General features: G+C 64.1%; 19 protein-coding genes and 1 other RNA gene. 10 read left to right on the forward strand and 10 right to left on the reverse strand.

The window, feature by feature from the left end; genetic code table 11:
* Positions 1–208: 208 nt before the first annotated feature.
* The 4 genes from IEW81_RS01285 to IEW81_RS01300 form a co-directional block, all read right to left on the reverse strand.
* Positions 209–463 (reverse strand): UDP binding domain-containing protein, encoded by a 255-nt coding sequence (locus tag IEW81_RS01285; protein ID WP_097060863.1) that lies wholly within the window; start codon positions 461–463, stop codon positions 209–211.
* Between the two features lie 702 nt (positions 464–1,165).
* Complete coding sequence (locus tag IEW81_RS01290) at positions 1,166–2,272, reverse strand: hypothetical protein (RefSeq protein ID WP_143544672.1); 1,107 nt, start codon at positions 2,270–2,272, stop codon at positions 1,166–1,168.
* 86 nt (positions 2,273–2,358) lie between these two features.
* A complete protein-coding gene (locus tag IEW81_RS01295; protein WP_097060861.1) occupies positions 2,359–5,298 on the reverse strand; it encodes a bifunctional [glutamine synthetase] adenylyltransferase/[glutamine synthetase]-adenylyl-L-tyrosine phosphorylase in 2,940 nt (979 codons plus the stop codon).
* A gap of 17 nt (positions 5,299–5,315) precedes the next feature.
* Positions 5,316–6,653: a glutamine synthetase family protein gene (locus IEW81_RS01300; RefSeq protein ID WP_097060860.1), complete on the reverse strand. Its 1,338-nt coding sequence runs from the start codon at positions 6,651–6,653 to the stop codon at positions 5,316–5,318.
* Positions 6,654–6,727: 74 nt separating this feature from the next.
* Here IEW81_RS01300 and panB point away from each other — a divergent pair, with 74 nt between their 5' ends.
* Both panB and IEW81_RS01310 read left to right on the forward strand, forming a co-directional pair.
* On the forward strand, positions 6,728–7,564 hold the full coding sequence (gene panB, locus IEW81_RS01305) for a 3-methyl-2-oxobutanoate hydroxymethyltransferase (protein ID WP_097060859.1): 837 nt from the start codon (positions 6,728–6,730) through the stop codon (positions 7,562–7,564).
* A 3-nt stretch (positions 7,565–7,567) separates the two neighbouring features.
* Entirely contained in the window at positions 7,568–10,459 is a 2,892-nt protein-coding gene (locus IEW81_RS01310; protein ID WP_097060858.1) for an aminotransferase, read from the forward strand.
* 2 nt (positions 10,460–10,461) lie between these two features.
* On the opposite strand, the gene IEW81_RS01315 is transcribed toward IEW81_RS01310, so the two are convergent.
* A complete protein-coding gene (locus tag IEW81_RS01315) occupies positions 10,462–10,632 on the reverse strand; it encodes a methionine aminopeptidase (protein ID WP_097060857.1) in 171 nt (56 codons plus the stop codon).
* A gap of 46 nt (positions 10,633–10,678) precedes the next feature.
* Here IEW81_RS01315 and map point away from each other — a divergent pair, with 46 nt between their 5' ends.
* The 8 genes from map (at position 10,679) to IEW81_RS01355 (ending at position 20,295) form a co-directional block, all read left to right on the forward strand.
* Positions 10,679–11,563: a type I methionyl aminopeptidase gene (gene map / locus IEW81_RS01320; RefSeq protein ID WP_097060856.1), complete on the forward strand. Its 885-nt coding sequence runs from the start codon at positions 10,679–10,681 to the stop codon at positions 11,561–11,563.
* Between the two features lie 25 nt (positions 11,564–11,588).
* A complete protein-coding gene (gene ppgK, locus IEW81_RS01325; protein WP_097060855.1) occupies positions 11,589–12,371 on the forward strand; it encodes a polyphosphate--glucose phosphotransferase in 783 nt (260 codons plus the stop codon).
* Positions 12,372–12,616: 245 nt separating this feature from the next.
* Positions 12,617–12,706 carry a potassium-transporting ATPase subunit F gene (locus tag IEW81_RS01330; protein ID WP_102017060.1) on the forward strand — a complete coding sequence of 30 codons (90 nt, stop codon included), beginning with the start codon at positions 12,617–12,619 and terminating at the stop codon, positions 12,704–12,706.
* Positions 12,706–14,385, forward strand: coding sequence for a potassium-transporting ATPase subunit KdpA (kdpA, locus tag IEW81_RS01335; protein WP_097060853.1), 1,680 nt, complete (start codon positions 12,706–12,708; stop codon positions 14,383–14,385). The genes IEW81_RS01330 and kdpA overlap by 1 nt, the downstream gene beginning before the upstream one ends.
* A 20-nt stretch (positions 14,386–14,405) precedes the next feature.
* Entirely contained in the window at positions 14,406–16,499 is a 2,094-nt protein-coding gene (kdpB, locus tag IEW81_RS01340; RefSeq protein WP_097060852.1) for a potassium-transporting ATPase subunit KdpB, read from the forward strand.
* 34 nt (positions 16,500–16,533) lie between these two features.
* Positions 16,534–17,118 carry a potassium-transporting ATPase subunit KdpC gene (gene kdpC / locus IEW81_RS01345; protein WP_097060851.1) on the forward strand — a complete coding sequence of 195 codons (585 nt, stop codon included), beginning with the start codon at positions 16,534–16,536 and terminating at the stop codon, positions 17,116–17,118.
* Positions 17,119–17,125: 7 nt separating this feature from the next.
* Positions 17,126–19,603, forward strand: a complete 2,478-nt coding sequence (locus tag IEW81_RS01350) for a DUF4118 domain-containing protein (protein WP_097060850.1) — start codon at positions 17,126–17,128, stop codon at positions 19,601–19,603.
* Positions 19,600–20,295, forward strand: coding sequence for a response regulator (locus tag IEW81_RS01355; protein WP_097060849.1), 696 nt, complete (start codon positions 19,600–19,602; stop codon positions 20,293–20,295). The genes IEW81_RS01350 and IEW81_RS01355 overlap by 4 nt, the downstream gene beginning before the upstream one ends.
* Here the strand turns inward: IEW81_RS01355 and IEW81_RS01360 are convergent.
* The 5 genes from IEW81_RS01360 to IEW81_RS01380 all read right to left on the reverse strand — a co-directional run bounded on the left by IEW81_RS01360 (position 20,261) and on the right by IEW81_RS01380 (position 23,720).
* Positions 20,261–21,310, reverse strand: coding sequence for a threonine aldolase family protein (locus IEW81_RS01360; RefSeq protein ID WP_097060848.1), 1,050 nt, complete (start codon positions 21,308–21,310; stop codon positions 20,261–20,263). The two genes, IEW81_RS01355 and IEW81_RS01360, sit on opposite strands and share 35 nt — an antisense overlap.
* 66 nt (positions 21,311–21,376) lie before the next feature.
* Positions 21,377–21,703 carry a hypothetical protein gene (locus IEW81_RS01365; protein WP_143544671.1) on the reverse strand — a complete coding sequence of 109 codons (327 nt, stop codon included), beginning with the start codon at positions 21,701–21,703 and terminating at the stop codon, positions 21,377–21,379.
* An 11-nt stretch (positions 21,704–21,714) separates the two neighbouring features.
* An RNA gene (gene rnpB, locus IEW81_RS01370) (RNase P RNA component class A) lies at positions 21,715–22,085 on the reverse strand.
* A 14-nt stretch (positions 22,086–22,099) separates the two neighbouring features.
* Positions 22,100–22,840, reverse strand: coding sequence for a zinc ribbon domain-containing protein (locus IEW81_RS01375; RefSeq protein ID WP_179691845.1), 741 nt, complete (start codon positions 22,838–22,840; stop codon positions 22,100–22,102).
* Positions 22,841–22,901: 61 nt separating this feature from the next.
* Entirely contained in the window at positions 22,902–23,720 is an 819-nt protein-coding gene (locus tag IEW81_RS01380; protein WP_097060847.1) for a Nif3-like dinuclear metal center hexameric protein, read from the reverse strand.
* Positions 23,721–23,742 lie beyond the last annotated feature (22 nt).

Below are 23,742 nucleotides of genomic sequence, written 5' to 3' on the forward strand. Positions count from 1 at the left end.
CATTGGGGACGTATTTGTACCCCAAAGTCCTTGAAACTATGGCTGGTTATGCGTAGCTTTGTCATGGCAGCGCGTTTCCTCACCGGACTCCTGCTGGGTCCGGCGGGATTGGTTACCCTGTCGGACCACTTCCGCCCAAGATTATTCCGGCTTCCCGCCTGCTGCGTCCGTCAGTGCCTGCTGCGTCCGTCAGTGCCTGCTGCGTCCGTCAGTGCCTGCAGCGTCCGTCAGTGCCTGCAGCGTCCGACGACGCGCCCAGCCCGGTGAACGACCAGCCCGCCGCTCGCGAGGCCGTCGCATCCAGGCAATTGCGTGCATCGATGATCACACGACGTTCGACCATCGCACCGAGTGCGAGCGGATCGCTGGCCCTGAACTCATCGCATTCGGTCAGCACGAGCATCGCATCGGCTCCCACCTCAGCTTCTTCGAGAGAGTCTGCGTATGTGAGAGTCGGGAACAGACGCTACCCATGTGCATCACGGGATGTCCGATGATGATGATGGGGCGCAGTTACAGCAGGAATATGAACACAAGTGCCCCCGACACGGCGATGGTGATGGTGATGGTGATGGTGATGGTGACGATCCGCCACATTGAGGATGCACCTCGACACTGAAGTGCTTGATTATGTCCGGATGGATTTCGCGTATGCAAGACACGGTAAGCCCAACCTGCCTCGACTCATCCACCGAGATTCGACGTCGATAGGCGACCCGAATGGGCACTTCAGCTGACGCACGAGTAGGCCTCTGATGGCCCGCGCAGGCAGCGATCAATACTCTTTAACCCAACACATCGGAGGCCGACTATCGAGCTTGTCAGCGAGCACAAAAGTGCACGTCTGCTACCGGTTTCCCCGACTCAGATGCCGCCGAATGAGAGCAAACGAAACTGTCTGCTAACGAATTTTCAGGGAAACGACCAGCGATCGTCGGGGTGCCCCAGCTCAGAACGATATACAAAATGCTGCGGCTTCTTCCTGGGCGAAATCGCCCCGTGAGCACCATCTGCGCTAACACGTTTGTGACATCCGGAGGCCGCGGATCCGTCCTGGGCCCATCCCGGGGAGCGATCAAAGACATCCTTGTCGTCGGCGTGCTGAATCACATTCGACGGGCCACCCGGATGATCGGTTCCGAAACTTCGGTCGGGAGACGAAACCCTATCCTCGGAATGCCGCCATGACGGTGGCGGGGCCCCCTTCACGAAGTCCACCAAATACTCGCACAGTCACCGCCGCGGAAGCCGTCAGCCCGCTGAGCTCGCAGACCGGACCGCCCTCGAATCCGTGACAGTCCTCGACTCGCCATGCAGGCCACAAGCCACTATTCTCGAGCCATTCCCCGCCTGGAACGGCGGTGAGGAATACGTATGTCGGTTGCCCATCATTCGAGTCGTCGTAGAATTCTGCCCAACACCTCTGAGTCGATTGACGCGCACTCGCGGCAACACCCAGCGCGCTTTCAACGGTGCGATGCGCGTTTTCTCCATAGCTCCCGACGCCCTGCAGCGGCAATCCAAGCGACTCCGCGACGGCGCTCCAGTCGACGACGGTATCGCAGGGCCCAAGCGAACCTCGCGGCGAAGAGAATGGCTCCCGTGGAGCGCCGGCGATTTGGCGTGCCACCCGCGCTGCCAAAACTTGGCTGGCCGAGCCATCGCGTGGTGTTTGGATGACGGAATCGTATTCACCGGCAATCTGGTCGACCTCCGTGTCTGGAGCGCGGAGAAATGCGACGGAGATCCAGAGATCATCGACCGCAATACTCCAGGTGCATGAAGACGCGCCAGTGTCGCCAAAGCACAGCACCACGGCTTCATCTCCGACACCCGCAACCGAGGTGGGGGTGAAGTCCGGGCTGCCCAGGGCGAGCGAGGCAAGGTCGTCGACATTCACTCCTTCGCGTGAATTTGCGACGATTTCTATGGATGTTGCTACGTCATCCTGATATGGTCCATCACCCCAGCGGCAGTTGACTGCCCCATCCGCGATCAACGCCTCGGTCCACTGTTCTCCCCAGCGGTTGCTGGGGTTGAGCGCGAGGGGCTCGCCGTAAAGCCCTGAGATATCGGCATCGCTCAGGATTGTTGCGCAATCCAGCCCGAACCGGTTCTCCGGAACGGCGTAGGGATCGAAGGATGGCAAGGGAGACGGAGACGGAGACGAGGTCGGCGATGGTTCGGCGACGGGCGCCGCCGGAGTTGCACACCCGGCCAGGATGACAGTGATGACGACCCCGGCAAGACAGCTGATTATTCGTCGCGTCATAGCCACACGATAGCTTTCGCGAGACGACCCTGCGGGGTTTCGGTATAACGATGCGATCACTGGCACTCGCCGTCGGCGAGCAGTGGTCAGCCCTCGGTGGGCCTGCGCGACGGCGGCCCGTAGAACCGTTTCTCGAACACCTGCCGTGCGAGGCGCGTGACGCGGAGGTAATCCTCTTCCAACCGGCTGGCCGACCCGGGTGGATATTCCATCAGCCTCGCGATCGCATCGAGCTGCTGGCGATCGGTCGGCAGAACGTCCGCCGTCTTCGACGTCCACAGTGTCATCGCCGACCGGGCCCGCGATGCCAGAACCCAGGCATCCCTGAGTTTGCGGGCCTCGTCTGCCGGAATCAGCTTTTCGTGAACGGCTGCGAGGAGCGCGTCGAGAGTGGATGTCGTGCGAAGCCCGGCGACCGTGGCGCCGTGTTGGAGCTGCTGCAATTGCACTAACCACTCGACATCGCTGAGACTGCCCCGGCCGAGCTTGAGGTGGCGAGCGGGATCGGCCGCCTGGGGTAGTCGCTCGGCCTCGACGCGGGCCTTGATGCGCTTGACCTCCCGCACATCCTGCTCGGCGATCTGAGCCGGATAGCGCACCTCGTTCGCAAGGAGTTCGAATGCCTCGAGCACGTCCGGGTCTCCGACAACCCCCCGCGCCCGCAACAGGGCCTGGGCCTCCCACGTGAGCGACCAACGGGCATAGTAGGCGCGATAGGAGTCGAGAGACCTGACTATGGCGCCGTTCTTTCCCTCGGGCCGTAATCCGACATCGAGATCGAGGGGAATCCTGAGGTCTTCGGTGTGTTTGCTGAGCGCCCGCACGATCTGCTCGGCTCGTCGCTGGGCATCCTCGGCGGATGCGCCGGCCGGCCGGTATACGTACATGACATCGGCGTCCGACCCGAATCCCAGCTCGCCTCCCCCGTACCGCCCCATGGCGATGATGCCGAACTCGATTCCGTCGCCGTAGTGGTGCACGAGGGAGAGGGCGCCGGTCAGCACGGTCGTCGTGATGTCCGAGAGGGCACACCCGATCTCCTCGATGGAGGTCATGCCCAGGATCGCGCCGAGCGCAGTGCGGAGCACCTCGCGGCGTCGTGCCGTGCGCAGAGCGAGGGCCGCGGCATCCGCGTCCCCTTCGTGACGTGCGACGATCGCGCGGGCCTCCTCAAGGAGCGCGGCGAGCGGCCGGGGCTTGAGGTCTTCATCATTCTCGAGCCAGGCTGTGGCCTCCGGAATACGCTCGAAGATATCGCCGACGAACTTCGAGGCCGATAACACCTGGGTGAGCCGCTCGGCTGCGCCGGAGGAGTCGCGCAGCATGCGCAGGAACCAGTGGGTCTCCCCGAGGTCTTCGCTGAGCCTCCTGAAAGCCAGCAGGCCACGATCCGGATCGGCACCCTCCGCCAGCCATGCGAGCATCACCGGCAGCAGAGCCCGCTGGATGATCGCCCGCCGCGACACGCCAACGGTGAGGGCACCGATGTGCTTGAGCGCGCCTCGGGGATCCTTGAAGCCGATCGCGGCGAGCCGTGCTTCGGCCTGACCGGTCGACAGCGCGATGCCTCCGTCGGGGAGGGCGGCGACCGCAGACAGCAACGGACGGTAGAACAGACGCTCGTGAAGCCGCCGGACGGCCTGTTTCGTTCGCTGCCACTGCTCGATGAGCTTGTCTGCCGTCGGAGCGATGCCCGTTGATCGCGCAAGAATCCTCAGCGCGTCAGGATCGGTCGGCATGAGGTGCGTCCTGCGGAGCCGCGACAATTGCAGTCGATGCTCGAGAAGCCTCAGGAACCGGTAGTCGAGCGCGAACTCAGACGCTTCCACCCGACCGATGTAGCCCTGCTCCGCGAGGGCGACGAGCGCAGGAAGGGACGCGACCTGCCTGACGTCCTCGTCGGTTTGCCCGTGTACGAGCTGCAGCAACTGAACGGTGAACTCGACGTCGCGCAATCCGCCGGGCCCGAGTTTCAGTTGCACGTCGAGCTCACCGCTCGGGATGTTTGCTGTCACCCGTTCGCGCATGCGCTGCACCGATTCGACGAAATTCTCGCGAGACGCACTCGACCACACCATGGGAGCAAGGGCATCGACGTAGCGCTGGCCGAGTTCACGGTCACCCGCGAGTGGTCTGGCCTTGAGCAGCGCCTGGAATTCCCAGCTCTTCGCCCAGCGTTCGTAATAGGCGACGTGCGAGTCGAGGGTTCGCACGAGAGCGCCATCTTTTCCCTCGGGCCGGAGGTTCGCGTCCACCTCCCACAGGCCCGGTTCGGTGGCCAGATCGTTGATCCCTTTCATCGTCGCCATGGCGATGCGAGTCCCGATCTGTACCGCCCTGTCATCGGTCAGGTCGCCGTCGCTCTCGACCACGAAGATCACGTCGACGTCTGAAAGATAGTTGAGCTCCCTGGCTCCGGCCTTCCCCATCCCGATGATCGAGAACCTCGTGGCGGCCACATCGTCGGCAGGGAAAGCGACCTCGTTGCGCGCGACCAGGATCGCTGCGTCGAGAGCGGCGCCAGCGAGATCGGCGAGGGCAGCCGCGACCCGGTCGACCGCCGCGAGCGGATCCGGCTGGCAAAGATCCCAGGCGGCAAGTTGTGCGAGGTGGCGACGATATCGGACACGCATGGCCACCCACGCCGCCTCTCCCGTGAGCCCATCCACACTCTGCAGGAGGTCTGAGTCGTAGGAATCTGGTCCCGGCGGTGACGTGAGTACCGTGTGCAACACGTCGAGCTGCTCGGGCCTGCGCGCGAAAAAGTCGCCCAGCCCCGTGGACGCTCCCAGGATCTGGACCAGTCGACCCGCCGCATCCGTGTCGTCGAGCACAGACTGCACCTCAGGCGGGGCACTCTCGCGAAGAGAAAGCACGGCCCGCAATGCCTGATCCGGATCAGCCGCGACAGCGAAATGCGGAAGGAGACCCGGCATGTCCAGCTCCTCGAGACCCGCGCTCGCCGATTCGAGCTCGGCGAAGCCGAGTCGTGCAAGCTCCGTCAGGGTGGCCAGTGACCTCCGCATGTTGTCTCGACCCCGGACTACAGCATCTCGAGGTTGGACTCCAGCTCGTACGGCGTCACCTGTGCCCGGTATTCCTTCCACTCAAGCCTCTTGTTCAGCAGCACGTAGTTGAAGACCTGCTCACCCAGCGTTTCGGCGACGAGTTCGGAATCCTCCATGATCGACACGGCATGGTCGAGCGAGGCCGGGAGCTGGTTGTACCCGAGTGCCCGGCGCTCTGAATCCGACAGCTCCCAGACATTGTCTTCGGCCTCTGGAGGCAATTCGTAGCCCTCCTCGATGCCCTTCAACCCGGCAGCCAGCAACAGCGAGTAGGAAAGATAGGGATTAGCAGCGGAGTCGATCGCGCGGTATTCGACTCGAGCGCTCTGGCCCTTGTTCGGCTTGTAGAGCGGAACCCGCACGAGGGCCGAGCGGTTGTTATGACCCCACGTGACGAAGCTCGGAGCCTCATCGCCGCCCCACAGTCGCTTGTACGAGTTGACGAACTGGTTCGTGACAGCAGTGATCTCGGGGGCGTGCCTGAGCAACCCCGCGACGAACTGCTTGCCGATCCGGGAGAGCTGGTAGTGGCCGCTCGCGTCATAGAACGCGTTGGTGTCGCCTTCAAAAAGGGACATGTGGGTGTGCATGCCCGAACCCGGGTGGCCAGACATCGGCTTCGGCATGAAGGTGGCGTACACACCCTGCTCGATAGCCACTTCTTTGATGACAGTACGGAACGTCATGATGTTGTCTGCGGTGGTGAGCGCGTCGGCGTAACGGAGGTCGATCTCGTTCTGCCCGGGGCCAGCCTCATGGTGGCTGAATTCGACCGAGATGCCAAGGTCTTCCAGCATGCGCACGGACCGGCGCCGAAAATCGTGTGCTGTGCCACCGGGAACGTTGTCGAAGAAACCGGCAGAGTCGACGGGTTCGGGCTTGCCGCCCTTCAACTTCGACGACTTGAGGAGGTAGAACTCGATCTCAGGATGCGTGTAGAACGTGAACCCACGATCGGCCGCTTTCGCGAGCGATCGCTTGAGCACGTTCCTCGGGTCCGAACCCGCGGGCTGGCCATCGGGGGTGGTGATGTCGCAGAACATCCTCGCCGTCGGGTCGATCTCTCCGCGCCACGGCAGGATCTGGAACGTCGTCGGATCCGGATGCGCGAGCATGTCAGCTTCGTAGGCGCGCGTGAAACCCTCGATCGCAGACCCGTCGAACCCGAGGCCCTCAGCGAAGGCGCCCTCGACCTCTGCCGGGGCTATCGCAACGCTCTTGAGGGTGCCAACTACGTCGGTGAACCAGAGTCGGATGAACTTGATGCCCCGCTCCTCGATCGTGCGAAGAACGAAGTCGCGCTGCTTGTCCATCAAGCTCCTTTTCAATCCACTCGACTGCCTGAAGGCAGCGCTACCAGAGTACCGCTCTGGCTAGACTCCCAGATATGAATGACCCCGCAGCTGTCGCAGCACAGGCCAATCTCAAGCGCATCAGAACAAGACATTTCCAGAGCGCGAAAGAGAATGGAATCAAGATCACCGGGCTCACCAGCTACGACCAGCTGACTGCAGGGATCTTCGATGAAGCCGGCATCGACTTCCTGCTCGTGGGCGATTCTGCAGGGAACAACGTCTACGGCTACGAAACGACGCTCCCGGTGACCATCGACGACCTCATCCCACTCGCGCGCGCTGTCGCGGGCGCTGTGACCCGGGCATTCGTCGTCGCCGACATGCCGTTCGGGTCATATGAGTCCGGACCGGATGAGGCACTGCACACCGCATTCCGATTCATGAAGGAAACCGGCGCCCATGCGGTGAAACTGGAGGGTGGCACTCGCAGCGCGAAACAGATCAAACGCATTGTCAGCGCGGGCGTTCCCGTCATGGCTCACATCGGCTTCACCCCCCAGAGCGAGCATGGGCTCGGCGGGCACGTCATCCAGGGCAGAGGAGACGGGATAGAGCAGCTGCTCGCCGACGCGCACGCTGTAGAGAAGGCCGGAGCGTTCGCCGTCGTGCTCGAGATGGTTCCCGCCGAGGCCGCAGCGAGAGTGACCAGGGAGTTATCCATACCGACCATCGGTGTGGGAGCAGGCCCGCATGTCGACGGCCAATTGCTCGTCTGGACAGACTGGGCGGGTTTCACTAAAGGACGCATCCCGAAGTTCGTGAAGCAATACGCGAACCTGCGGAAGACCCTGTCGGATGCGGTGGCCGAGTACCGGGGCGATGTCGCCGAGGGCATCTACCCCGGCCCCGATCACTCGTACGAGGATTGAACGGTGGCAGCCGGCTCCTTCGCGCTCCTTCAGGGTACGCCTCCGCCAATCTCTGTCGCCCGCGCTGAAAAGGTCGCATTCGAGGGGTTCGGGCTCGTATCCTCGGCCCGGTCGCTCGGCAGCCACCAGGACAGAAATTTCCTGCTAACGACCGTCGACGGTCCGCTGTTGCTCAAATTCTCGAACCAGGCGACGAGCACAGACGAGTTGATCGCACAGAACGCCGCGATCGAGTACCTGGCGCAACGATCGACGGGGATCCGGATTCCCCGAGCCCTCCCCACCTGTGAGGGTCAGTTCGTGCACGTCACACATGTCGATGGCGTTGATGTCGTCGTCAGGCTCCTGGAGTTCATCGAGGGCGAGCCACTGTCGGGCGACCGCTATCTCAGCCCCGCGATCACGAGGTCGATCGGCGCGATGGCCGCCAGCCTCGATGTATCGCTCGCGGAACTCTCGGCTCCCGCTCTCGAGCGTCCACACCAGTGGGACCTGCAGCGCGCGCCCGAGGTGCTGGAGGCCCTGCTTCCTTTCGTGACAGACGATGGACTGCGGGAAAATCTCGCGGCGGCGGCCCGTGAAGCAATCTCGGTGCTGGATGCGACGGCCGCGGCGTTGCCGCAGCAGCTGATCCACGGCGACCTCACCGACGACAACGTCGTGGCGCTACCCGGAATCGACGGCGTTCCCGATGGTGTGATCGATTTCGGTGACCTGAATTACAGCTGGACCGTCAGTGAACTCGCCGTGACCGTCTCGTCGTTGCTGCATCACCCCGGCGGATCTGTCTGCTCGGTGATGGATGCCGTCACCGCCTACCACGCGATCCGGCCCCTGAGCCGCGCCGAAGCTGAAGCGCTGTGGCCGCTGGTCATCATCCGAGGTGCGGTGCTGGTCGCGAGCGGACACCACGTGGCATCCACCGACTCACTCAATGACTATGCGGCGGACAACCTGCAACACGAGCTCATCATTTTCAAACGGGCTACCGCTGTGCCGCTGGCTGTGGCGACCGCTGTCGTGCTGGACGCTCTTGAGATGAACCGCACGTCGGCGCAGCTTCCACCTCATGGCCCCCTGCTGCCGGAGCTGGCACCGGACACCGTCGTGAGCCTCGACTTCTCGGCGACCAGCCAGCTGCTGGATGGCGGTCGGTGGCTCACACCATCGGCCGAGAGTGACATCGCGGCCGAGCTGCTCCATGGCAAGGCTGCTGCGACGACGGTGTATCGGCAGGCGCGGTTGACTCGCTCCGACATCCATAACGTCGATGAACCCATCAACGTGATTCTCGGCATCGACGTGACGGTATCCGAACACCAGCAGGTCGTCGCCCCGTGGGACGGCAGGATCGAGGTGACGACTCAGGGGCTCGAACTGCACGGTCAGGGAGTCACCCTCGACCTACGCGGGATCACCTCGAATGTCGAATCCGGCTCTGAGGTGACCACAGGTGAGCTGTTGGGCCTCGTCGGTGGGCTGTTCGAAGTGAGCGTATCCGTCAGTGGTGCCGCGGTGCCGCGGGCTGTGACGCCGTCGCTGGCGAGAGCGTGGGATGTGGCATCCATCGACCCGACGGCCCTGATTCCTGGTGCTCGCCAGCTTCAGCGCCCGGATACCCGCCTCACCGAGCGGCGTGAGCAGTATGTTGCCGCCGCCCAGGAACACTACTTCGAGCACCCGCCCGTGATGGTCAGGGGTTGGCAGGAACACCTCATCGACGAGGACGGTCGGGTGTACCTCGACGGACTCAACAACGTGACCTCGATCGGGCATGCCCATCCAACCCTCGTCGCAGCCATCGCCCGGCAGTGGAGCCTCTTCAACAGCAACTCGCGATTCCAGTACTCGGCCATCGTCGATTTCGCCGAACGACTGGCGGGCCTGCTGCCGGACGGTCTCGACTCCGTCTTCTTCGTGAACAGCGGATCAGAGGCAGTCGACCTAGCCCTGCGCATCGCCCGGTCGTGGACGGGTCGCCGCGATGTGCTTGCTGTGCGTGAGGCGTACCACGGCTGGACAGACCTCTCTGATTCCGTGTCCACGTCTGTTGCCGACAACCCGGATGCCCTCGCCACACGACCGCCATGGGTTCACACGGTGGAGGCGCCCAACAGCTACCGTGGGCGCTACCGCGGAGCCGAGGCATCCGGCTATGCGGTCGATGCCGTCGCCACTATCGAGGCTCTCACCGCGGCGGGGACACCGGTCGGGGCGTTCATCGCCGAGGCCTACTACGGCAACGCCGGCGGCATTCCCCTGCCCGACGGCTACCTCCAGCGCGTCTATCCGGCGGTGCGGGCCAACGGCGGCCTGTGTGTGGCCGACGAGGTGCAGGTGGGCTACGGGCGGCTCGGCGAGTGGTTCTGGGGCTTTGAACAACAAGGCGTGGTTCCCGACATCGTCGCCGTTGCGAAGGGAATGGGCAACGGGCATCCGCTGGGCGCCGTCATCACCAGCGCCGAGATCGCCGAACACTACCGTTCGGAAGGATATTTCTTCTCCTCATCCGGCGGCAGCCCGGTCAGTTCAGTGGTCGGCATGACGGTGCTCGACGTGATTCAGGATGAAGCACTGCAGCTCAACGCCCTCGAGACCGGTGCTCATCTCCGGTCCCGGCTGGAGGAGCTCGCCGCCCGGCACCCGCTCATCGGAGCCGTCCACGGGACCGGGCTCTACCTCGGCGTCGAATTCGTGCGGGACCGCGAGACTCTCGAGCCCGCCACGGAGGAGACCCTCGCCATCTGCGACCGGCTCAGGCAGCGTGGCATCATCATGCAGCCGACCTCGGACCGGCAGTGCGTACTCAAGATCAAGCCGCCACTGTGCTTCTCGAGGGAGAGCGCCGACTTCTTCGTTGACGTACTCGACGAGGTGCTGTCGACCGGTTGGTGAGGCTAGTTGCCCTCAGCCTCGTCCGCGGCCCACCGACGCGCTCGCTCTGCCGCGATCTGCGGAGCGCGTTGCGCCTCTGCCTCGGTGGCGTATGGCCCGTCGCGGTCGGCACCCAGCGACTGCGGGCCCTCTTCAACGACACCGGTCTTGTTGTTGTACCACCACTCGGCCATGCCGACCTCCCGTTGTGCCCCACATATCGAAGCTAGGATCACCAGTATGCCTCGCGACTTACAGGGATTCCTCGTCGCAGGGCGCATCTCGCAGACCCGGACAGTACCGGCCTCCATAGCTCGACCCGAGTATGTCGGCCGATCCGCTCCGAAACCCTTCACGGGCTCTGACGTGTATGCGGCGTCGGACGTCGAACTGATCCGAGAATCCGGCACGATCGCGGCCCGCGCGGTAGAGGCCGTGGGCGCGGCGATCCGACCCGGCATCACCACCGACGAACTCGATGGCATCGCCCACGACTACATGATCGAGCACGGTGCATATCCGTCCACCCTCGGATACCGGGGATTCCCCAAGTCGAGCTGCACCAGCCTCAACGAGGTCATCTGTCACGGCATCCCGGACGACACGGCACTTGTCGACGGCGACATCATCAACATCGATATCACCGCCTTCAAGAACGGCGTGCATGGAGACCTCAACAAGACCTTCATCGTGGGCGACGCAGCTCCGGATGTCCGGGCGCTCGTCGACCACACTCGTGAAGCCCTTGCCCGCGGCATCAAGGCGGTCGCCCCCGGCCGCCAGATCAACGTCATAGGTCGAGCAATCGAATCGTATGCCAGGCGATTCGGGTATGGCGTAATCCGTGACTACACCGGACACGGCGTCGGAACCGCATTCCACTCGGGACTCATCATCCCCCACTACGACGCGGCCCCGGCCTTCGACGACGTCATCGAGGTCGGCATGGTGTTCACCATCGAACCCATGCTGACGCTCGGCACGGTCGAGAGTCCAGGATCGGTCGCCTGGGACCAGTGGGACGACGACTGGACCATCACTACACGGGACAAATCCCTCACCTCCCAGTTCGAGCACACGCTCGTTGTCACCGAGCGCGGCGCCGAGATCCTGACCCTCCCCTGACAACCACCAGAGAAAGCAGACACGCATGGCAAAGGCGCTTGGCATCGACATCGGCGGCACCGGCATTAAGGGAGCGCTCGTCGACACGGAGACCGGCCAGCTGATCACCGATCGTGTCAAGCTACCCACTCCCGCGGGCGGTGCGCCCGATGACATCGTCGATACCGTCGTCGCGTTGATCGAGAAGATCGGAGGGCTTGACGAGGGCGCTCCCGTCGGCCTCTGCTTCCCGGCGGTTGTGCGGAACGGCCGCACGATGTCTGCTGCGAACGTATCGAAGAAATGGATCGGGCTGGAGGCCGAAGCCCTGTTCGAGAAAGCCCTCGGTCACGACATCCACTTCGTCAACGATGCTGACGCCGCCGGCTATGCCGAAGTGCGATTCGGGGCGGCAAAGGATGTGCCTGGCCTGGTGCTGCTGACGACGCTCGGAACCGGCATCGGCAGTGCGTTGATCTACAACGGCCTGCTCGTGCCGAACTCGGAGCTGGGACACCTCGAGATCGACGGAAAAGACGCTGAGACCAGGGCGTCGTACGCCGCCAAGGAGCGGGAAGAGTTGGACTGGAAGCACTGGGCAAAGCGCCTACAGACGTACTACACCCACCTCGAGTTACTCTTCTCCCCCGATCTCTTTGTCGTCGGCGGCGGTGTCTCGAAGCACTACGAGCAGTTTCTGCCGCTGCTCAATCTGCAGACGAAGATCGTGCCGGCTGTGCACCGGAACAACGCCGGCATTCTCGGTGCGGCAGCGCTCGCAACAAAACCGGTGGCGACACTAGTGCCGCAGCCGACCGCCATGCAGTAACGAGATTGGTGGGCGTGCGCGCGCACCGTTAGGACTTTGCGCCAGCGCGTTAGGGAACCGTAAGGACCCCGCTCGACTCCGCACGGCAGCGGTTGACTCTTCCCGTGGCGAAAGCCGCGCCCGCAGGCCATCGTGTGCGGGCACAGCAAATGGAAAGAGTTCACCGTGCTCGACGTCGTGTTCATCGCCGGCATCCTCGCTCTCGTGGCGTTTGTCGCCCTCGTCGCGAAGGGGGTCGAGCGCCTGTGATCGTCATCGAACTCATTGCGGCTGCGCTCGCTCTCGCAGCGGTCGGTTACCTCGTGGTCGCCCTCGTGAAGCCGGAGAAATTCTGATGGGTGCCACTATCTGGTTCCTGATCGCGCAACTCGCGACCATCGCGCTCGTGCTGGTGCTGGTGCATCGCCCCCTCGGCGACTACATGGCGGCTGTCTACACGAGCAAGCGCGACCTGACGGTGGAGCGCGGCTTCTACAGGCTCATCGGCGTTGATTTCCACTCCGAACAGAGCTGGCCGGCCTACCTGCGCTCGGTCCTCGCATTCTCGGCCGTGGGAATCCTGATGCTCTACGCGCTGCAGCGCGTGCAGCAGGTGCTGCCGTACTCACTCGGACTGCCGCCGACCAGCGAGCACCTGGCCTTCAACACGGCGATCTCCTTCGTCACGAACACCAACTGGCAGTCCTATTCTCCCGACCTCACCCTCGGCTACACCGTGCAGCTGGTCGGGCTCGCCGTGCAGAACTTCGTCTCGGCTGGAGTCGGCATCGCGGTCGCAGTGGCGCTCATCCGGGGCCTCGCCTATCGGTCGAGCGGCACGATCGGCAACTTCTGGGTCGACCTTACCCGCGGCACCCTGCGCCTTCTGCTTCCACTGGCCTTCGTCTCCGCGATCGTGCTGATCGTCGGTGGAGTGATCCAGAACGTCAATGGATTCCAGGACATCACGACCATCACGGGCGGCTCTGCCATTGTCCCGGGCGGGCCCGTTGCCTCGCAGGAGGCCATCAAGATGCTCGGCACCAACGGCGGCGGCTTTTTCAATGTGAACTCGGCGCATCCTTTCGAGAATCCGACGGCCTGGACGAATCTGTTCGAGGTCCTGCTGATGCTGCTCATCCCGTTCTCGCTGCCTCGGACCTTCGGGCGCATGGTCGGCGATAAGCGGCAGGGCATCGCCATCGCCGCCACAATGGCAACGCTCTACCTCGTCTCCGTGTCCCTGATGACCTGGGCCGAGACCACGGGCTCCGGCACAGCACCGCACCTTGCTGGAGCGGCGATGGAGGGCAAAGAGGTGCGATTCGGGATCATCGGCTCGACGATCTTCGGAACGACATCGACGATCACCTCCACGGGAGCCGTCAACAGCATGCACGACAGCTTCACCTCCCTGGGCGGCGGAATGGCTCTCGTGAACATGATGCTGGGTGAGATAGCTCCGGGTGGAGTCGGTGCTGGCATGTACGGCATCCTGATCATCGCGATCATCGCGGTGTTCATCGCTGGCCTCATGGTCGGTCGCACGCCGGAATACCTCGGCAAGAAAATCGGCGCGCGTGAGATCAAGCTCGCGAGCCTGTACATCCTGACGACGCCGACACTCGTGCTCGTGGGTACCGCCCTGAGCTTTGCGATCCCCGGGATCCGCGAAGAAGTCGCGACGGTATCCATCTGGAACCCCGGGCTGCACGGCTTCAGTGAGGTGCTCTACGCCTTCACCTCCGCGGCAAACAACAACGGATCTGCCTTTGCCGGTCTCACGGCCAACACCCCGTGGATGAACGCTGCTCTCGGAGTCGCGATGCTTCTCGGCCGCTTCCTTCCGATCCTGTTCGTGCTCGCTCTCGCCGGCTCGTTCGCTGCGCAGGACAGGATCCCCGCCAGTGCGGGAACCCTGCCCACCCATCGCCCCCAGTTCGTCGGTCTGCTCCTGGCAACGATCGTCATCGTGTCCGCGCTCACGTATTTCCCCGTCCTCGCGCTGGGTCCCCTCGCGGAAGGACTGCGCTGACTTCCATGAAAGAAAAAATCATGACCATCACTGATACAGAATCCACGTCGGCACAGCCGGAGGCCCCGAGTCGCGCGAGCGCGTTCTCCTTCGGCCAGCTGGTCACGGCCTTCCCCGGCGCCCTGCGAAAGCTCGACCCGAGACTGATGTGGCGTAATCCCGTCATGTTCGTCGTCGAGGTGGGCGCGGCGCTGACCACGCTGACCGCCATCACCGAGCCGTTCACGGCGCCCACCTCGGGCACGCCGGCCTTCACCATCAGCATCGCAATCTGGCTCTGGATCACGGTCATCTTCGCCAACCTCGCGGAGTCCGTCGCCGAGGGCCGGGGCAAGGCGCAGGCCTCCGCGCTTCGCCAGACCCGCACCTCGACGATCGCTCACCGCGTCGGATCCGCCGACGACTGGGCGGGTGAGCATGCAGAAGACGTGTCCTCCGCAGATCTCACTCTCGGTGACTTCGTCGTGGTCTCGGCCGGGGAGATCATCCCCGGGGACGGCGACATCGTCTGGGGCATCGCCTCGGTCGATGAGTCGGCGATCACGGGCGAGTCTGCGCCGGTCATCCGGGAACATGGTGGAGACCGCAGCGCCGTCACCGGCGGAACCCGCGTGCTCAGCGACCGTATCGTCGTGAAGATCACCTCACGACCGGGCGAGACATTCGTCGACAGGATGATCCGGCTGGTCGAAGGGGCATCACGCCAGAAGACGCCCAACGAGATCGCCCTGAATATCCTCCTGGCGAGCCTCTCGATCGTCTTCCTGATCGTGGTCGTCACTCTCAACCCGATGGCAGCGTATTCGGGCGGTGCCGTCAGCATCACCGTGCTGGTGGCGTTACTGGTGTGCCTCATCCCCACCACCATCGGTGCACTCCTCAGCGCAATCGGCATCGCCGGAATGGACAGGCTCGTGCAGCGCAACGTTCTCGCTATGTCAGGTCGCGCCGTCGAGGCCGCCGGAGACGTGACCACCCTGCTCCTCGACAAGACCGGCACGATCACTTACGGCAACCGCCGGGCCAGCGAATTCATCCCGGTGGATGGCGTCGGTCTCGACGAACTCATCAGTGCCGCGCGCCTTGCCTCGCTCGCGGACCCGACCCCCGAAGGATCATCGGTCGTCGACCTCGCCAGGACACTCGGCCACGACGAAGCCATCATTGCTGACGCCGTCATCGTGCCGTTCACCGCCCAGACCCGCATGAGTGGACTCGACCTGCCGGATGGCACGCTCGTGCGAAAAGGCGCGGGATCGATGGTGGCGAACTGGGTGGGGAAGGTTCCGGTCGACCTCGACGCGATCGTCGTCGGCGTCTCACAATCGGGTGGCACACCGCTCGTGGTGGCCACGAGGTCACCCGACGGTGTCTCACGAGTGCTCGGAGTCATCCACCTGAAGGACGTCGTCAAGGAGGGCCTCAAGGAGCGCTTCGCCGAACTTCGCGCCATGGGCATCCGCACCGTCATGATCACGGGAGACAATCCCCTGACCGCGAGGGCGATCGCCGCCGAGGCAGGAGTCGACGATTACCTGGCCGAGGCGACCCCCGAAGACAAGATAGCGCTGATCAAAAAGGAGCAGGCGGGCGGCAACCTTGTCGCGATGACCGGCGATGGCACGAACGACGCACCCGCGCTCGCGCAGGCTGACGTCGGTGTTGCCATGAACACGGGAACATCTGCTGCAAAGGAGGCCGGAAACATGGTCGACCTCGATTCCGATCCTACAAAGCTCATCGATATCGTGCGCATTGGAAAGCAACTGCTCATCACGCGGGGAGCGCTGACCACCTTCTCGATCGCCAACGACGTGGCGAAGTACTTCGCGATCATCCCCGCGATGTTCGCCGGGGTGTTCCCCGGGCTTGCAGTGCTCAACATCATGGGGCTGCATTCGTCAGCGTCGGCAATCCTGAGCGCGATCATCTTCAACGCGCTCGTCATCGTCGCACTCATCCCGCTCGCGCTTCGTGGGGTCAGATACAGGCCAGTGTCTGCGAGCAGCCTGCTCGGGCGCAACATCCTGGTCTACGGGGTGGGTGGCCTCATCGCCCCCTTCATCGGTATCAAGCTCATCGACCTCGTCGTGAGCCTCATCCCCGGGTTCTGACGAACCCCCAACTGCCCACGCTAAGGAGCACCTCATGAAATTCCGCCAGACCTGGACAGCGATACGCGCGATGCTGATCCTCACCGCGGCACTCGGCATCGTCTATCCACTCGCGGTCACCGGGGTCGGCCAGCTCGCGCTGCCCGCCCAGGCGAACGGCTCGCTCATCCGGGTCGATGGCGAGATCGTCGGCTCGAGTCTCATCGGCCAGTCGTTCACCGACGCGGGCGGCAATGCCCGGCGAGAGTGGTTCCAGTCGCGACCGTCTGCCGCAGGTGCCGGTTACGACGGTGGCGCATCGAGTGGATCGAACTGGGGCCCGGAGAATCCCGACCTGATCGCTGCCATCCAGGAGCGTCAGGTCGCCATCGAGAGGGCGGACGGCACGACCGACATTCCCGCCGACGCTCTCACCGCATCCGGCTCGGGTCTCGACCCACACATCAGTCCGGCCTACGCACGACTCCAGGCTGCCGGCGTCGCCGAAGCCCGTGGACTATCCGCGGCGGACGTGTCGGATCTCGTCGAGTCGATGATCCAGCAGCGAGATCTCGGCTACCTCGGCGAGCCGACCGTCAACGTGCTGCAGCTCAACATCGCGCTCGCGATGTTGGGATAATGACGCTATGACGAAAGGACGGCTCCGGGTCATGCTCGGGGCCGCTCCGGGCGTCGGCAAGACGTTCGCGATGCTGGAAGAGGGTCGACGTCTTGCCGATACCGGCCTCGACGTGGTCGTTGCCGTCGTGGAGACTCACGGTCGCGCTGCCACGTTGGCGTTGGTGGAGGGGCTCGAGATCCTCCCGCGTCGTGCGGTCGACCACCGTGGTGTCACGCTCGACGAGATGGACCTCGAGGGCCTTCTCGCCCGCAAACCCGAGCTTGCCCTGGTGGACGAGCTCGCCCACACGAACGCGCCGGGCTCTGAGCACAGCAAACGCTGGCAGGAGGTACAGGCGATCCTGGATGCCGGCATCGACGTGATTTCGACCGTCAATATCCAGCACATCGAAAGCCTCAACGATGTCGTTCGCCAGATCACCGGCGTGGTGCAGCAGGAGACGATCCCGGATGCCGTGCTGCGAAGCGCAGACCAGGTCGAGTTGATCGACCTGGCACCCCAGGCCCTGCGGGACCGCCTCGGCGAGGGAAAGGTGTATCCCACCGCTCGGGTGGATGCCGCGCTCAGCAACTATTTCCGACTCGGAAACCTGACCGCCCTCCGCGAACTCGCCCTGCTGTGGCTCGCGGACGAGGTGGATTCGGCACTGAAGAAGTATCGCGCGGAGCAGGGAATCGCAAACTCCTGGAGTGCCCGTGAACGTGTCGTGGTGGCCCTCACCGGTGGTCACGAGGGCGAAACCCTGCTGCGCCGCGGTGCCCGGATCGCATCGCGGTCGGCAGGTGGTGAGCTTTTCGCTGTGCACGTGACGACCTCCGATGGCCTCGCCGAAACGAATCCAGGAACCCTCGAGGTGCAGCGCGCCCTTGTGGAGACGCTCGGCGGGACGTATCACCAGGTGGTCGGCGAGCAGATCCCGCGCACACTCGTCGAGTTCGCCCGAGGCGTCGATGCCACCCAGCTGGTGATCGGAGTCAGCCGACGCAGCAGGCTCAGCACACTGCTGACGGGCGCCGGAACCTCGGCCACGGTGATCCGCGAATCCGGAGATATCGACGTGCACATCGTGTCGCACGGGCAGGCTGGCCGCCGCAAACTCCCGACCCTCGGTGGCGCATTGTCCCTGCGGCGCAGGATTGTCGGCTTCCTGTTGGTCGCCGCAGGATTGCCGCTACTGACCTGGATTCTCGGTTCCTTCCGCAGCGACGAGTCGATGACGAGCGACGTGCTGACATTCCAGCTGTTCGTCGTCGTGGTCGCACTCGTCGGTGGCATCTGGCCCGCCCTGGTCGCCGCCATGGCCGCGGGCCTGCTCCTGGACTTCTTCTTCGTGGATCCGCTCTATCGGGTCACCATCACCGACCCGCTGCACCTGCTTGCCCTCGTGATCTTCGTGATCATCGCGGTATTGGTGAGTATCGTCGTCGATCAGGCGGCCCGGCGATCGCGAGTCGCATCCCGGGCGGTGGCCGAATCCGAGACCCTGGCCAACATCGCCAGCGGCGTGCTCAGTGGCCAGGATGCGCTCGATGCTCTGGTCGCGCGACTGCGTGAGTCGTTCGGCATGACCAGCGTGATCCTGCGGGCGAACGGCGTGGCCATCTACACGGCGTCGGATGCCGCGGCGGCAAGAGACACCGACATCGAGTCGAGCTTCCCGGTGGGCGATCGCGCCAGCCTGCATCTGCGCGGCCACGAGTTGCCGGCGTCAGACCGCAGGATTCTCGGTGCCTTCCTGTCACAGATCGGCACGGCCCTGGCGCAGCGGGAGTTGCGCACAGAAGCCGACCGGATGCGGCCGGTCGCCGAGGCGGACCGGCTCCGCACCGCCCTGCTCGCCGCGGTGGGGCACGATCTGAGGCGCCCGCTGGCTGCAGCGACTGCTGCCGTGACGGGGCTGCGCTCGACGGGCGTCGACCTCAGCGACACGGATCGTTCAGAACTGCTCGAGGCTGCCGAGGTCAGCCTCGATTCTCTCGCAGACCTCGTCACCAAATTGCTCGACGCCAGCCGACTGCAGGCCGGAGTTCTCGGATTTTCCCTGGCTCCTCTCGCACTCGATGAGGTGGTCATCGGCGCTCTCGACGAGCTCGGGCTTGCACCCGGCGAAGTGCAGCTCGAGCTGACTGCCGTGCCGCTGGTCGAAGCCGACGAGGTGCTTCTGCAGCGCGCGGTAGTCAACGTTCTGGCCAATGCACTGCGGTTCTCCCCGGCAAACACGCCCCCGGTCATGGCGACGAGCGAGTTCGGCGGCCGTGTGCAGCTCCGCATCATCGATGCAGGCCCGGGTATCCCCGTCGATCGGCGGGAGGATGTGTTTGTGGCGTTCCAGAGACTCGGCGACGTCGACAACACCACCGGTGTGGGGCTGGGCCTCGCGCTGTCCAAGGGTTTCGTCGAGGCGATGGGCGGATCCATCGAGGTTGAGGATACCCCCGGCGGTGGACTGACCATGGTGATCGATTTGGGAGCCGCACGATGAAACTACTGATCGCCGACGACGATCCGCAGATGCTGAGGGCGCTGCGCATCACCCTGACCGCCCGCGGTTATGACGTGGTGACAGCTCACGATGGCAAGGCAGCCCTCGATGCCGCGATCAATACTCACCCTGACATCATCGTCATCGACCTGGGGATGCCCGGGCTCACCGGCATCGAGGTGATCGAAGCCATTCGTGGTTGGAGCTCGGTACCCGTGCTGGTGGTTTCTGGCCGCAGCGACAGCTGGGACAAGGTGGAGGCGCTCGACGCTGGAGCGGACGACTACGTCACCAAGCCATTCTCGGCCGATGAGCTGCTCGCGCGGATCCGCGCACTGTCTCGCCGAACTCCGGCCGCTACCGATGATCCGGTGGTGAACTTCGGTGACGTGACTGTCGACCTGGCAGCGCGGGTGGTGACGCGCAGTGGAACGCCGGTACGACTGACACCCACGGAATGGCGACTTCTCGAGGTTCTGCTGCGCAACCATGATCGGCTGGTCACCCGAGAGACGCTGCTCACCGAGGTCTGGGGGCCGCAGTACACGACAGACACCGGCTATCTGCGCCTGTACCTCGCACAGCTCCGCAAAAAGCTCGAACCCGAACCCCATGCTCCCCGGTATCTGCTCACCGAAGCGGGGATGGGTTACCGGTTCAGTCCAGGGGAGGCGGGGACGCCGCCTCGATAGCTGCGAGCAGGTCGTCGACATCGGCCTCCGTGGTGGTGAATGCCGTCACGAATCTCACGCGGGTTGGGTCCCACCTGTCGCGGTAGAACGAGAAGCCGTCGACGAGCAGACTCGAGATCGTCGATTCGGCGAGGGTGACGAACAGCAGGTTCGCCCGCGGGGTACCGATCACACTGGTCCCAGGAATCGACGCAAGGCCGTGCGCGAGACGTGCGGCCATGCCGTTAGCGTGTGCGGCGTTCTGCAGCCAGAGGTCATCGGTGAGGTACGCGTCCAGCTGGGCTGCCTGGAATCGCATCTTCGACGCGAGTTGGCCCGCACGCTTCTGGCGGTATCGGAGCTCGATGGTTTTCGATCGATCGAAGACCACTACGGCCTCCGCATTCATGGTGCCGTTTTTGGTCGCACCGAAGGAGAGGATGTCGACCCCGGACCGCCAGGTCATATCGGCGGGGGTCGCCCCGATGCTGACCAGCGCGTTGGTGAATCGAGCACCGTCCATATGCGTGGCGAGCCCCGCGCCTCGTGCGATCCCGGTCAATTCGCCGAGCTCAGCGAGCGAATAGACGCTGCCCGTCTCGGTCGCCTGCGTGACGCTGACCACAGAGGGCTGCACCGACTGCACCTCACCACGCCCACGGTTCACGGCGGCGGCAAGGGTATCCGGGTGCAGCTTGCCGTCGTCTCCGGGAAGGGAGACCAGTTTGGCGCCATTGCTGAAGAACTCAGGAGCCCCGGCCTCATCGTTGTTGATGTGACTGTCCCCGTGGCACAACACTGCCCCCCACGGTGGGGTGAGGGCCGCCAGGGCGAGGCCGTTCGCGGCAGACCCCGTGCTCACGATGAGCACATCAAGCTCGCATTCGAAGACATCTCGAAGCCGCCCGGTCACCCTTTCGGTGACGTCATCTGCACCATATGGCACAGCTCGACCACCCGCCTGCTCGGCCAGGGCCGCGACGATCCCGGGTGACACTCCCGCGGTGTTGTCGCTGGAGAAGACGCGCTCGAACATATTCCGCCTCCTGGATCGCACCAGGGGCGATGCACTTCAAGAATAGGTCACGCGAGTGCTTCGCCGTCAGCTCCGCACACCGACGCCAGAGAACAACAGCGCGATGACTCCGCCAGTGGCACCCGGAATCCCGATGATCGCGAAGATTCGAAGCCGTCCCTGGACGACGACGTTCTCGATCTTCGCAGCGCTACCGAGCGCTATCAGATACCGCGCCACGCCGATCAGCGACGACGCGAAGAACGGATTGACGGCGAGGGAAGATCCGCCGACCAGGAACCCGAACAGGGCAGCGAGAATCCCGCGCGGGGTGACGAAACTGTACGCGACGGAGAATTCTGACGTGGCCGAACTGTATGCCCGCTGTCTGGACGCGTGCCAGATATCGTGCACAGTCCGAGGGAGGAATGGGCCGGCTGATACGCCGGGTTCTGTCTTCGCCCGAGGGCGATGGACGGCCATCTATCTACGACGTACGTTGCCGCACGCCTCTAGCGGTCTACCCGGAAGCTGGGCGAGCAGCCTTGAACGCTTCCTGTCTGACCTTGCTCCTGGCGAGGTTTACATAGCCGACCGGGTCACCCCGGCCGCTGGTGGTCTCTTACACCACCGTTTCACCCTTACCCCCGTGTGTAGAAACACACAGTGGCGGTCTGCTTTCTGTTGCACTATCTCGCGGGTTACCCCGGGTGGGTGTTACCCACCGCCATGCTCTGCGGAGCCCGGACGTTCCTCGGGAGGCATTGCTGCCCCACGCGGCCGTCTTGCCGACCCATTCGGTTGGTAAGCCTACAGTCCTGATTCGGCGGTGCGCACGAGGATGGCTTCGCTCGACGCACACATGATGATGTCGTCGGGGGCTGCGGCACGGATGGCCTGCATCTCGTTCTCGAGTAGCTTCACACCGGATGCGAGCGACACTCCCCCGCGGAGCATTGAGGCTCCTGTTCCGTACCGTGATCGCTGCTTTTCGTACAGCGCGAGGAGGTCGGAGGGAACCTTCGCGGCGACGGCGTCACGTCCTGAGGCTGCGACGGTGCGCTCAGCGGCGACGGTGCTGAGCGATGCCGCTTTTACCGCCTCGATCTCGGCCGTCCTGACAGCGAGAGCCTCGAGCTGGGCCGTGGTCTTATTGACCTCGGTTTGCTGCGTTTCGAGTCGCTCCATGACAGCCAGCTCGATCTCTTCGAGATCGCCGAGGCGCTTGCGCAGCGCGGTCAGCTCCTGTTCGAGCGCTGCGACATCCTTGACCGATGAGCTCGCCTGCACTCGCGAATCGTCACGTTTGATGCGCGCTTCGACCACCTCGACATCGGATTCGATGCGCTTCAACTCGATCCCGATGTCTTCCAGGCCACCCTTCTGCTCGGCGAACCTCTGGCGAATCACTGCCGTGTCCTTCTCGAAACCGGCGAGGGTCGCAAGCTCCGGAATGCTCTTCGCCCGGTGGTCGAGCTGCGCGAGTCTGGTGTCGAGCGCCTGCAGTTCGAGCAGCAGGGCCTGGTCATTCGGGCTGGCTTTCAACGCCATGTGTTCACTCTCTCGGTTGTGCTGTACTAACTCAGTCGTGCTGTAGAAAAATCGGCGATAGTCACTGCACGATGGCGAAGTCCCAGGGATCGGTGCGCAATTCACTCACCGTAATGGTGACGCCGGGCAGTTCGCGGCGCAACTCGGTCGCGGCATTCTCGAGCCACAGCCATTCGCTGGCCCAGTGTGACACGTCGATGAGCGCAGGCCCACCGCCGGCCCGGGCATTCTCCTTCGCCTCTGACGCTGGGTGATGACGTAGATCGCTGGTGATGTAGACATCGGCCGACGTCACCGCAGGATCCGAGAGGTATGCATCGCCCGCGCCGCCACACAGGGCCACGGTGGTGATGAGCCTGTCGAATTCACCGGCAACCCGGATTCCACTGGCCGTCGCCGGCAGGATGTCGCCGAGTGCGCGAGCGAGCGTACCGAGCGTGATCGGGTGCGCAAGAACGCCAACCCGCCCGATACCGCGAGCAGGATTCGTGCCGACAATGATCGGGCGCACGTCAAGGAGGCCCAACCTGGCGGCAAACACGGCGGAGGTGCCGGTCTCCACCACGTCGGCGTTCGTATGCGCCGCCAGAAGCGCGCAATTCGCGCGGATGAGCCGTGACAGTGTTGCGCCCTTGTAGCGGTCGGTAGACACCGATGTGACGCCGCGCAGCAGCAGGGGGTGATGCACGAGGAGCATGTCAACACCCGAGTCGACTGCCTCATCGGCGGTGTCGAGAACGGCATCCACGGCCAGGAGAATGGAATCGACCCCAGCGTCACGCTCACCGGAGATCAACCCGACGGCATCCCAACTCTCGGCACCGGCCGAGGGCCAGAGCCGTTCCACGGCGGCGGCAACATCGGCAACGGTCGTAGGCACGATTCCAGTCTACGGGCGGCGT

Source organism: Salinibacterium xinjiangense (genome assembly GCF_014645015.1).
In the GTDB taxonomy this organism is placed as follows: Bacteria; Actinomycetota; Actinomycetes; order Actinomycetales; family Microbacteriaceae; genus Rhodoglobus; species Rhodoglobus xinjiangensis.

Bases quoted from the DNA above. Each gene is read 5' to 3' on its own strand.
- IEW81_RS01290 (WP_143544672.1), bottom strand. From the start codon at position 2,272: ATGACGCGACGAATAATCAGCTGTCTTGCCGGGGTCGTCATCACTGTC.
- IEW81_RS01295 (WP_097060861.1), bottom strand. From the start codon at position 5,298: ATGCGGAGGTCACTGGCCACCCTGACGGAGCTTGCACGACTCGGCTTC.
- IEW81_RS01300 (WP_097060860.1), bottom strand. From the start codon at position 6,653: ATGGACAAGCAGCGCGACTTCGTTCTTCGCACGATCGAGGAGCGGGGC.
- panB (WP_097060859.1), top strand. From the start codon at position 6,728: ATGAATGACCCCGCAGCTGTCGCAGCACAGGCCAATCTCAAGCGCATC.
- IEW81_RS01315 (WP_097060857.1), bottom strand. From the start codon at position 10,632: ATGGCCGAGTGGTGGTACAACAACAAGACCGGTGTCGTTGAAGAGGGC.
- map (WP_097060856.1), top strand. From the start codon at position 10,679: ATGCCTCGCGACTTACAGGGATTCCTCGTCGCAGGGCGCATCTCGCAG.
- ppgK (WP_097060855.1), top strand. From the start codon at position 11,589: ATGGCAAAGGCGCTTGGCATCGACATCGGCGGCACCGGCATTAAGGGA.
- kdpA (WP_097060853.1), top strand. From the start codon at position 12,706: ATGGGTGCCACTATCTGGTTCCTGATCGCGCAACTCGCGACCATCGCG.
- kdpB (WP_097060852.1), top strand. From the start codon at position 14,406: ATGACCATCACTGATACAGAATCCACGTCGGCACAGCCGGAGGCCCCG.
- kdpC (WP_097060851.1), top strand. From the start codon at position 16,534: ATGAAATTCCGCCAGACCTGGACAGCGATACGCGCGATGCTGATCCTC.
- IEW81_RS01350 (WP_097060850.1), top strand. From the start codon at position 17,126: ATGACGAAAGGACGGCTCCGGGTCATGCTCGGGGCCGCTCCGGGCGTC.
- IEW81_RS01355 (WP_097060849.1), top strand. From the start codon at position 19,600: ATGAAACTACTGATCGCCGACGACGATCCGCAGATGCTGAGGGCGCTG.
- IEW81_RS01360 (WP_097060848.1), bottom strand. From the start codon at position 21,310: ATGTTCGAGCGCGTCTTCTCCAGCGACAACACCGCGGGAGTGTCACCC.
- IEW81_RS01375 (WP_179691845.1), bottom strand. From the start codon at position 22,840: ATGGCGTTGAAAGCCAGCCCGAATGACCAGGCCCTGCTGCTCGAACTG.